Source organism: Vibrio astriarenae (assembly GCF_010587385.1).
In the GTDB taxonomy this organism is placed as follows: Bacteria; Pseudomonadota; Gammaproteobacteria; order Enterobacterales; family Vibrionaceae; genus Vibrio; species Vibrio astriarenae.
Window position 1 is genome coordinate 1,335,553 of the sequence record NZ_CP047476.1, and the last position, 10,161, is coordinate 1,345,713.

A 10,161-nucleotide genomic window follows, 5' to 3' on the forward strand; every position below is an offset into this window, starting at 1 on the left:
GTGCGAATTCGTCTCTACAAAGATGCGTAACATTTGGCAAATATGAAATGGGCGTGAACACGCAGGCGCATAGTGTCAAAGCGACTGACTAGCCTTAAGGGTTACGTACTTATACGTAGGTGATTGGATGATGAGGAGATAACTCACTGTAAATTGGGAAGAAGTAAATATCCCAGGCTTACAGCTAGTCAAAATATACGTAATGACTATCACCAGAGCAAAATAACATTCATCGTCACAAAAATAACATTTGTGCCGTGCTAGCTTGGTTGGAGGGTGGGGGTGCGAAGCAAAAAGAAGTGTTAGGCAATAAAAAAGGAGAGCCTAAGCCCTCCTTCTTCTTAAACCTGAATAACTGACTCTAATTAAAGAGCAGCTTTCGCTTTTTCAACTAGAACTGCGAATGCAGCTTTGTCGAATACCGCGATGTCAGCAAGGATCTTACGGTCGATCTCGATAGATGCTTTCTTAAGACCGTTGATGAAACGGCTGTAAGATAGACCATTTTGACGAGATGCAGCGTTGATACGTGCAATCCACAGTTGACGGAATTGACGTTTCTTGTTGCGACGGTCACGGTAAGCGTATTGACCAGCTTTAGTAACTGCTTGGAAAGCTACGCGGTAAACACGTGAACGTGCACCGTAGTAACCTTTAGCTTGTTTTAGAACTTTCTTATGACGTGCACGAGCTTGTACACCACGTTTTACGCGAGGCATTATGTCTCTCCTAAACTAAACGATTGATAAACTAAAAAGAATTAAGCGTATGGCATCATACGAACAACTGCAGCCACTTCACACTTAGGAAGGATTGCATTTGGACGAAGCTGACGCTTGTTCTTAGTAGTACGCTTAGTCAGAATGTGACGTTTTGTAGCGTGCTTGTACTTAATACCACCAGCAGTTTTCTTAAAACGCTTAGCAGCACCTTTGTTGGTTTTCATCTTAGGCATGATGAATAACTCCGCATTGTTGAGTTGATTAAACAATAGTAATTAGGGCGAATAAAACCCTGCCGCTTCGCAACGGCAGGGTTCAATTACTTGCAAAGCCGTTAATTACTTCTTTTTAGGGGCCAACACCATGATCATCTGACGACCTTCAATTCTCGTTGGGAAAGATTCAACAACAGCTAAATCTACTGTGTCCTCTTTCAAACGATTTAGAACGTCAACACCGATCTCTTGGTGAGCCATTTCGCGGCCACGGAAGCGAATTGTTACCTTCACTTTGTTGCCGTCTTCAAGGAAACGCGTCAGGTTGCGTAGTTTTACCTGATAGTCTCCAATGTCAGTTCCAGGACGGAATTTAACTTCCTTAATCTGGATCTGCTTTTGCTTCTTCTTCTGCTCTTTAGCAGCTTTGCTCTTCTCGAAGAGGAACTTACCATAGTCCATCACACGACAAACAGGTGGCTCGGCGTTAGGGCTGATCTCTACGAGATCCATACCAGCTTCATCAGCAGCAGCAAGTGCTTCTTGGATCGATACGATACCTACAGGTTCACCATCAGCGCCTGTTAAACGAACTTCACGAACGCCGCGAATTTCACCGTTCATACGGTGCTGGTTTTGTTTGGCCGGTTGTTGGCCACGTCTTCCGCCTTTAATAGCTTATTCCTCCAGATTGAGCCTACGGGTAGAAACTTCGGTGCGGATGTATTCAATAAAGTCATCCACTTTAAATTTACCGAGGTCTTTACCTTTACGTGTACGTACTGCGATTTCGCCGGCTTCCATTTCTTGGTCACCACAAACCAACATGTACGGGACACGCTTCAAAGTGTGTTCGCGGATTTTAAAGCCAATCTTCTCATTTCTCAAGTCCGCTTTTGCTCTAATTCCACATTTTTGTAGTTTTTGTGCAACTTCTTGAACATAGTCTGACTGTTTGTCAGTGATATTCATGATCACGGCTTGCTCAGGAGAAAGCCATGTTGGGAAGAAGCCGTAGTACTCTTCAATAAGAATACCGATGAAACGCTCAAGTGAGCCAAGAATTGCACGGTGAATCATTACCGGCACTTGACGCTCGTTGTTTTCATCCACGTAAGTCGCACCAAGACGACCTGGTAAGTTGAAGTCTAGCTGAACTGTACCACATTGCCATGCACGATCGAGACAATCATATAGAGTGAACTCAATCTTAGGACCGTAGAATGCACCTTCGCCTTCTTGGATTTCGTAAGGAATGTCCATCGACTCTAGTGACAATTTCAGTGCTTCTTCTGATTGATCCCAGATCTCATCCGAACCCACACGTTTTTCAGGACGTGTAGACAGTTTCACAACGATGTTGTCAAAACCGAATGTTTGGTATGTATCGTAAACCATCTTGATACAGCCAGTCACTTCCTCTTGGATTTGACTCTCTGTACAGAAGATGTGTGCATCATCTTGCGTAAAGCCACGCACACGCATGATGCCGTGTAGCGCACCAGATGGCTCATTACGGTGACAAGAACCAAATTCAGCCATACGAAGTGGCAGATCACGGTAAGATTTTAGACCTTGATTGAAGATCTGAACGTGACCAGGACAGTTCATTGGCTTGATTGCGTATTCACGGTTCTCTGAAGACGTCGTAAACATCGCATCTGCGTATTTGTCCCAGTGACCAGAGCGCTCCCAAAGAACGCGGTCCATCATTAGTGGGCCTTTTACTTCTTGGTAATCGTATTCTGTCAGTTTTTCACGCACGAATACTTCTAGATCACGGAAGATAGACCAACCATTGTGGTGCCAGAACACCATACCTGGTGCTTCTTGCTGCATGTGGAATAGATCGAGTTGCTTACCGATCTTACGGTGGTCACGCTTCGCCGCTTCTTCAAGGCGCACAAGGTGTGCCTTAAGTGCTTTTTTATCGTGGAACGCCGTACCGTAGATACGTTGCAACATCTTGTTGTCGCTGTTACCACGCCAGTATGCACCCGCAACGTTCAGCAACGTGAAGTGTTGACAGAAACTCATGTTCGGTACGTGAGGGCCACGACACATATCAATGTATTCTTCGTGGTGGTAAAGGCCTGGACGGTCGTCACGAGCAACATTCTCGTCCAAGATTTCCATCTTGTAAGTTTCACCGCGTGCTTCAAACGTGTCACGCGCTTCCTGCCAACTTACTTTCTTCTTGATAACTTGGTACTTCGTTTTCGCTAGCTCTTTCATGCGCTTTTCAATCTTTTCAAGATCTTCTTGCGTCAATGAGTGCTCTAGATCGATATCGTAGTAGAAACCATTGTCGATTGTAGGACCGATTGCCATCTTTGCTTCTGGGAATAGCTGCTTGATCGCGTGACCAAGAAGGTGAGCACAAGAGTGACGAACAATCTCGAGGCCATCAACATCATCTTTATTTGTGATGATTTCTAGAGCCGCATCGGTTTCAATCGGGTCACAAGCGTCGACACGCTCGCCATTAACACGACCCGCGATGGTTGCTTTCGCAAGACCAGGACCGATATCAGCTGCGACTTCTAAAGTAGTGACTGGGTTATCAAATTGACGTTGACTACCGTCAGGAAGAGTAATAATAGGCATGAAATATCCTTTACAGTGGTGTTGCATACCAAGCAACACGTGCAGTATTTGTTTTGCTTTTTACAGCAATGAGTGAAGCGAATGTTGAGAGCAACATCTCGCACTAAAGACAAAACGGTGTACAAACACTAATGCACATCAAATTTTGTCCAAACGCATATTTTAAAGAATCGAGATAAAATCACAACCGTTTTGATTTTAGTTGCTTGGGCACGCAGACTATCACATCCGCTTTAGAGGCTTCACAACACTATCTAACCCTCAATTTTAAGGGCAAGACAGAGTTTCAGTAAGTCGCCGAGCTCTCCGCTGGGCCACCCCTTCTTATCAAGCCAATAAATTTTAGTTTTCTTCGGGAAACTGTGGAGTAAGTCACTATGGGTTTGTATTAGAGTCAAAATCTAGACTATTCGAAAAACAGCTAAGACCCTGAACAGCTTCTTTGTAGTGACACATTTTGCAACAAACACAAGCTAGTCACACTTGCTGACATCCATAATAATTCGTTGATTTTTATAAAATAAACAATGGAAGTATTATGAGAAAAGCAGTGTTAGCCGGAGTTATTCTGGGAGTGTTGTCAGGATGTGGGGGCAGCGATGGTGATGGTGGTAATGATCAGGGTGATTTCCGAAACCCAATGCCAACAAAGCAGAGTGTAACAAAAGTGTTTAGCCTTTTAGGTGAGAACGAATACTCTAATCTCTATCAAGATGTAGATCTCCCACATGAAGCTGGAAGCGACTTAGCACTAAAAAATAACCGATGGTTCTGCAATGCTTTTGCTTGTGCTGTAGATAACAATACACCACCTATGGACGGGATGATACGCAGGCATGACATCGATCAAAACCTTATCCCTGTGTACGTAAACAATGCCAATGGACTACCTGAGTTTGAGGTGCACAAAAATATTTATGATGGAATCAAGCTAATTGAAGATGCTGTTGGTCGAAAAGTTTTCGACCTTTCAGACGCAGATGGTGAAATCCCAGTGGTTCAAATTGAAATACTACATGATGACGGAAGCATGGTTTGGTCTCATGAAGTCGACTATTCGAGTCTACCAACCGAAGGTGGATTCATCTTTGAGTTCAATTACGAACAGGCCGGGCATACAGGGCTATGTGGTGCTGCTGGTAAAGGGCCATGGGATTCAAGTGGTTCAACAATTATTGCCGCCGATAGCACAGTTGTTAATCTTGGTTGGCAATGGATAAGAATTGCTAGTGAAGATGCTACATGTACTCATTCACCAGAACTGGTCGCACATGAACTTACCCATGCCTTAGGTTTTAGATACCACTTTGCTGGCTTTGGCGGTGAAGATCGCCCGTCAGATCCACGACCAGTATATGGTTCTCATGTTTTCGGACACCAAGCAAAAGAAGTTTTGAAGCAATTGTTTGCTCATGACATTGGAAGTGATGTTAATAACATGAACATTCCGAACTACTAATTAATTTGTGTTATGAAGCTGGTCATTAAGGCCAGCTTATAACTAGTTGTACCTACGTTTTATCACCCTCTTTTTAGAGGCTTGACCACGCCATCTAAACCTTCTATCTTCAACGCTAAGCAAAGCTTCATTAAATCACCTAACTCTCCGCTCGGCCAACCACACTTAGCAAACCACAGTAAGTACTCTTCTGGTAGGTCTATCAGTACACGCCCTGAAAATTTGCCATAAGGCATTTGCACACGGGCTAATTTGAGGAGGTTTTCTTTATCTAGCATGGTCGTTATCAGCTACTGGCGAGATTATCAATGATGGAATAATAACACAGGTCGATTTTGATAGAGGCGACTGTTTAGCTGTGCTACTGTTCGCGCCAAGTCCCCTTCCCAAGTGAGTAGTCTCATGACTTTTTCAAGCCTTAATCTGAATGCAAAGCTCGTATCAGTGCTAGAGCAAGCTTTCTCCACACCCACTGAGATTCAAACGCTGAGCCTGCCTGAAGCAGTTAAAAATCGTGACATTTTTGCCATGGCTCAGACAGGCAGTGGGAAAACCCTTGCTTTTGGGTTGGCGCTCATTGATCAAGCGATGAAGGATAACTCAACGCTCTCTTCTATTGTGCTGACACCCACTCGTGAACTGGCAAGTCAGGTGGGGAAATCCATTGAATCTATTGCCAGTTTGCTAGAGGTCAACACATTAACGCTAATGGGTGGGGTGGATAAGACCCTGCAGGTTAAGCAGCTAAAACAGCAGACGCCCAACATTATTGTTGCGACACCCGGACGCCTTTTAGAGCTTATCTCTGAGAAGGCGTTAGAGACTAATACCATCAAGAGCCTAGTGTTAGACGAAGCTGACCGACTCCTCGACATGGGGTTCTGGCCTGATGTGAATACCATCGTGGGCTTGCTACCGAAAAAACGTCAAACCATGATGTTTTCAGCGACGTTCTCTAATGAATTAAAGCAAAAAGCAACAGCAATGCTATTCCAACCTAAGCGCATAAAGGCAAAGGCTAAGGCTAAGCAAGATAATGTCACTGAGCGAATCAATGAAACACTCTATTTAGTGAATAAGGGCAGTAAAACTAAGGCTTTAATCAGTCGGCTGACACAACTTCAAGCAAAACAAGCCCTAGTCTTTGTCGGGGCTAAAGACAACGCTGATGCCGTGTGTAAGAAGCTGAATAAAGCGGGTATCGTTTCAGCGGCATTGCACGGCGATAAAGATCAAACGGCACGACAAGAGACGCTAGCACAATTTAAGTCCGGGGAGATTCATACACTGGTTGCCACCGACCTGCTTGCGCGTGGTGTGCATATAGATGACTTACCGCTCGTGATTAATATGGAACTGCCGAGCGATGCGAAAACTTACGTGCATCGTATTGGGCGCACAGCCCGAGCTGGAAAAAATGGAATAGTAGTATCACTGGTTTGTCATGGAGAACAGGCTTATCTAGAGGCGATTCGCGAGCATACTGGCCGCTCGTTGCAATTGAGGGAGCTAGAAGGCTTTCCAGTGACGGATAAGCCAGCGTCTGGCGAAAGTAAGCGAGCGCCTCGAGATAAACAAGCGAATAGACGTACCAATAAGAAAAGCAGCGTTAAGCAATTTAAGAGTAATAAACCGTCAAGAAAACCTGCTAAGTAAACGCCTGCCAATAAAAAAGACGACCATTGGGTCGTCTTTTAGGAGTCAGATATTCATTCACTTAGAACAAAGAAGCAAACAACTTCTTCACCCAGTCAAGCAAACGCTTAAAGATACTGCCCTGCTCTACAGGCTCTTGAGCAACCAAGCTTGCTTCTGCAATCACTTGATCTTCAAGTTTGTACATCACCTGGCCAACAACAGCGCCTTGCTCTATTGGCGCAGACAAATCTTGTTGCATCTCCACAACCGCGCTCAGTTTCGGGATGTCACCTTTCGGTAGCGTCAGGTACAGTGGTTCAGCTAAGCCAACATTCACGTTGTCTTTGTCACCCATCCACACTCGTGGTTGTGCGATTGGCTCGCCCACTTTATTCGGCTCAATAGTATCAAAGAAGCGGAAACCATAGCTTAGTAGTTGCTTACTCTCAGATTCACGTGCTTTCGGGCTGGTCGAACCCATTACAACCGCAATCAGACGCATGTCACCTTGCGTGGCTGAACTTGCCAAACTGTAGCCTGCACCTGAGGTGAAGCCCGTTTTCATGCCATCAACATTGATGCTGCGATCACGAAGCAGACCATTACGGTTGTACTGTGTGATCCCGTTGTATTGGAAACTGCGCTCACTATATAGCGGGTAGATCTCTGGCAAGTCACGGATGATAGCTTGGCCTAGCTTGGCAATATCGTATGGCGTTGAGTACAGCTGCTCGCTATCTAAGCCATGTGGGTTGCTAAACGAGGTATTATCGAGCCCCAAGCGCGCAGCCCAAGAGTTCATCAGCATAACAAATGCATCAGCAGAACCTGCAACATGTTCAGCAATAGCCACACTGGCATCATTACCAGATTGAACAATCAGGCCTCGGTATAGGTCCATCATGTTTACTCGTGTACCCACCTCAATGAACATCTTTGAAGAGTCAGGGAATTTCTTTGCCCACGCATTTTCACTGATCAAAACACTATCTTCAGCGCTGATATTGCCTGCATTCATTTCTTGACCGGCAACGTAGGCGGTCATCAGTTTGGTTAAACTTGCAGGGTTTAGTGGTGTGTTGGCATTCTTCTCAACCAATACCTCTCCTGATTTGAAGTCCATCAACACATAGCCTTTTGCACCGAGTGCAGGCGGGTTAGGAACAACCGTTGGGGCGGCAAAAGCCAATGAGGTAAAGCATAAACCGATCGCTGAGGCAATCTTAATGAGTTTCACTACGAGCTAGCTCCATTTAAAATTATATAAATCATGGTCGTTATGTTTCTCTACATCCACTCGAAGAAACAAGTATAGAACGACTAAAACCATTAGAGTCGCAGAGTTTCATTACGTTCCGCATAACTCTGTAACCAATCGTGTCAGGTTCAACCATAATTAAGCATTCCAAGTTCGCTATAGCCTACAACGCAATTCAGCGAATAACAATTGCCAAGCCTCGTTCTAACAAGTCTTTACACAGGTTTTGCGCTTCTGACCAAAAAGCGTGCAATATGAAGAGGCTTCTAAACACCGAAAACACACCTTTTTTTGCTCTCATTTAGAGCAACATGAAACCCATGAAACTAAGATAATTAACAATAAGCTCATTTTAAGATGTAACCACGCTCATGTTTTTAAAGAAAAATTACCGTAATCACCCAATGTCATAGTTTCTTAATTGACTTACCAACCCATTAACATAGACTGGATCTCGGCTAGAAAGCGGTTCTTTGTTTACAGGCAATGCTTCGTTGGAATACCCAGTACTCCCGTCGGTGTCGTACGCAATAGCAATCTCCTTTTCCACGCTATCCGCGCCGAATTCGGCTCTAAAATTTGTTAATAGGAATTGACACAATGTCTAACACAGTAACTGGCACTGTAAAGTGGTTCAACGAAACTAAAGGTTTTGGCTTCATTCAACAAGAGAATGGCCCAGACGTATTTGCTCACTTCAGCGCGATCAAGGGTGACGGTTTCCGCACTCTAACTGAAGGCCAAAAGGTAGAGTTCAAAGTAACTCAAGGCCAAAAAGGTCCACAAGCTGAAGAAATCGTTGCTATCTAATCTAGCGCGTTTTATTCGAATTTTTGAAATAGCCAACATTTGTTGGCTATTTTTATATGAGGAAGATTAATTACGCTAGGAGCACGGATGACTCTAGATTACTCATCGATAAAAGCCGTTGTTTTCGATTTGGACAACACGCTTGTTTCATCAAGCCTCAACTTCACCTCTATCCGCCACGATATTGGCTGCCCTCAAGACCATGATTTATTGGAATTTGCTGATAACTTAAGTTGCGATAAACAGAAATCGTCAGTACACCAAACCATCGTTGCACATGAAATGTCGGATGCACAAAACGCTGAAGTCATGGAAGGGTGTCACGAACTGCTCACCCATTTAGCACAACACAACCTTTATACGGGCATCGTCACACGCAATTGCATAGAGGCCGCCACACTAAAAATCCACCGACTAAAGCTAAGTGTGAATGAGTTGATCTGCCGCGAGCACTTCCCGCCGAAACCAGCACCGGATTCCCTACTCGCGTTAGCTGATCTGTGGTCGTTAAACCCAAGTCATATTTTGTATGTCGGGGACTATATTTACGATATCCAAGCCGCCAACAACGCTAATATGCCCTCTTGTCTCATCACGCACCATCAACCCACTGATTATCAACACTTAGCCACCGTTTGTGTGCCGCAGTTAACCGATTTGCACCGTTTATTTGCATCGCATCATCTGAGCGCTTAATCTTAGATTAAGGCTTGAGATTTATTCGTTGTCTCACTAAAATCTCGGCATTACATGGAGTTCAATCGGCTTTGATGCACCATCAAAGCTTATGTTTGCCCTAAGGCCATTCCCAAAACATATTCTAATAGGTTGCGAGCAGCTAATGAGCGAAGATAAATTTACCCATATCTATCGCTTGCCTACATCAATTCAAATCCGAATTGGCAAATGGCAGCAGACGTTTAGAGGCACATCTGATCTCGTGCTTCATACAGCGATAGAAGTTAGAAATAAAAAATACAAAGAGCATGGCTTCTTTGCACCGCGATGGCATGTACAGCTATTTGACAGCAACGACATCTCTATTACCGAGCATGGCCGTTACATTCAAACGTCCATGCGCAGCATGATTGACCGTAAGATCATGTATAAGCGTTTGTATTTTGCAACGCATCCTGAAGATGCGCATAAGAAACTTGAGCATTTTAAACGTGAGTGGATTCACAAGCACAACCGTGTTGCTAAAAAGTACAACCAGATAAAGAAAAAGCATTTTCTAAACTTTGCGCGTGAAGAAGTGGAGACAATGTACCCATCAATTCCTGCCGGAGAGTTTGATGTGGCTTTGTGGAACAAGCTGGTGATTTCAGAATTTGGGCCACAGAAGCGCTATGACAATCCGTTTTATGTGAAGAAGAATCGAGTCTAGTTTCTTTATCGCAATTAAAAGAGGCGCCAGTTGGCGCCTCTTTTAATTATCGAGCACACTATCAC

At 44.3% G+C, this 10,161-nt stretch carries 11 protein-coding genes and 1 pseudogene; 5 read left to right on the top strand and 7 right to left on the bottom strand.

All coding sequences use genetic code 11. The annotated features are described in order from the left end of the window. Positions 1-365 precede the first annotated feature (365 nt). From rplT to GT360_RS20325, 5 genes and pseudogenes are all read right to left on the bottom strand, one after another. Positions 366-719: a 50S ribosomal protein L20 gene (gene rplT, locus GT360_RS20305; protein WP_004401084.1), complete on the bottom strand. Its 354-nt coding sequence runs from the start codon at positions 717-719 to the stop codon at positions 366-368. A 41-nt stretch (positions 720-760) separates the two neighbouring features. Further along, complete coding sequence (gene rpmI, locus GT360_RS20310) at positions 761-955, bottom strand: 50S ribosomal protein L35 (RefSeq protein WP_004401085.1); 195 nt, start codon at positions 953-955, stop codon at positions 761-763. Positions 956-1,060: 105 nt separating this feature from the next. Continuing rightward, positions 1,061-1,612 (bottom strand): translation initiation factor IF-3, encoded by a 552-nt coding sequence (gene infC, locus GT360_RS20315; RefSeq protein ID WP_164651185.1) that lies wholly within the window; start codon positions 1,610-1,612, stop codon positions 1,061-1,063. 3 nt (positions 1,613-1,615) lie between these two features. After that, positions 1,616-3,544, bottom strand: a complete 1,929-nt coding sequence (thrS, locus tag GT360_RS20320; RefSeq protein WP_164650755.1) for a threonine--tRNA ligase — start codon at positions 3,542-3,544, stop codon at positions 1,616-1,618. 222 nt (positions 3,545-3,766) lie between these two features. Then, positions 3,767-3,885 (bottom strand): annotated as a pseudogene (locus GT360_RS20325) (putative quorum-sensing-regulated virulence factor); the annotation flags it as partial. 197 nt (positions 3,886-4,082) lie between these two features. On the opposite strand from GT360_RS20325, the gene GT360_RS20330 reads away from it, so the two are divergent. After that, complete coding sequence (locus GT360_RS20330; protein WP_164650756.1) at positions 4,083-5,003, top strand: hypothetical protein; 921 nt, start codon at positions 4,083-4,085, stop codon at positions 5,001-5,003. A gap of 62 nt (positions 5,004-5,065) precedes the next feature. Here GT360_RS20330 and GT360_RS20335 read toward each other — a convergent pair whose 3' ends face one another. Beyond that, the gene (locus GT360_RS20335) at positions 5,066-5,281 is read right to left on the bottom strand and encodes a DUF3820 family protein (protein WP_164650757.1); all 216 of its coding nucleotides are present in this window, start codon (positions 5,279-5,281) and stop codon (positions 5,066-5,068) included. 124 nt (positions 5,282-5,405) lie between these two features. On the opposite strand from GT360_RS20335, the gene GT360_RS20340 reads away from it, so the two are divergent. Then, positions 5,406-6,659 (top strand): DEAD/DEAH box helicase, encoded by a 1,254-nt coding sequence (locus tag GT360_RS20340; protein WP_164650758.1) that lies wholly within the window; start codon positions 5,406-5,408, stop codon positions 6,657-6,659. A 61-nt stretch (positions 6,660-6,720) separates the two neighbouring features. Here the strand turns inward: GT360_RS20340 and GT360_RS20345 are convergent, their stop codons facing one another. After that, a complete protein-coding gene (locus tag GT360_RS20345) occupies positions 6,721-7,878 on the bottom strand; it encodes a D-alanyl-D-alanine carboxypeptidase family protein (RefSeq protein ID WP_164650759.1) in 1,158 nt (385 codons plus the stop codon). A 621-nt stretch (positions 7,879-8,499) separates the two neighbouring features. On the opposite strand from GT360_RS20345, the gene GT360_RS20350 reads away from it, so the two are divergent. From GT360_RS20350 to GT360_RS20360, 3 genes are all read left to right on the top strand, one after another. Continuing rightward, on the top strand, positions 8,500-8,709 hold the full coding sequence (locus GT360_RS20350; protein ID WP_164650760.1) for a cold-shock protein: 210 nt from the start codon (positions 8,500-8,502) through the stop codon (positions 8,707-8,709). Positions 8,710-8,796: 87 nt separating this feature from the next. Further along, the gene (locus GT360_RS20355) at positions 8,797-9,405 is read left to right on the top strand and encodes an HAD family hydrolase (RefSeq protein ID WP_164650761.1); all 609 of its coding nucleotides are present in this window, start codon (positions 8,797-8,799) and stop codon (positions 9,403-9,405) included. A gap of 145 nt (positions 9,406-9,550) precedes the next feature. Further along, positions 9,551-10,096: an MSHA operon transcriptional regulator gene (locus GT360_RS20360; protein WP_164650762.1), complete on the top strand. Its 546-nt coding sequence runs from the start codon at positions 9,551-9,553 to the stop codon at positions 10,094-10,096. Positions 10,097-10,161 lie beyond the last annotated feature (65 nt).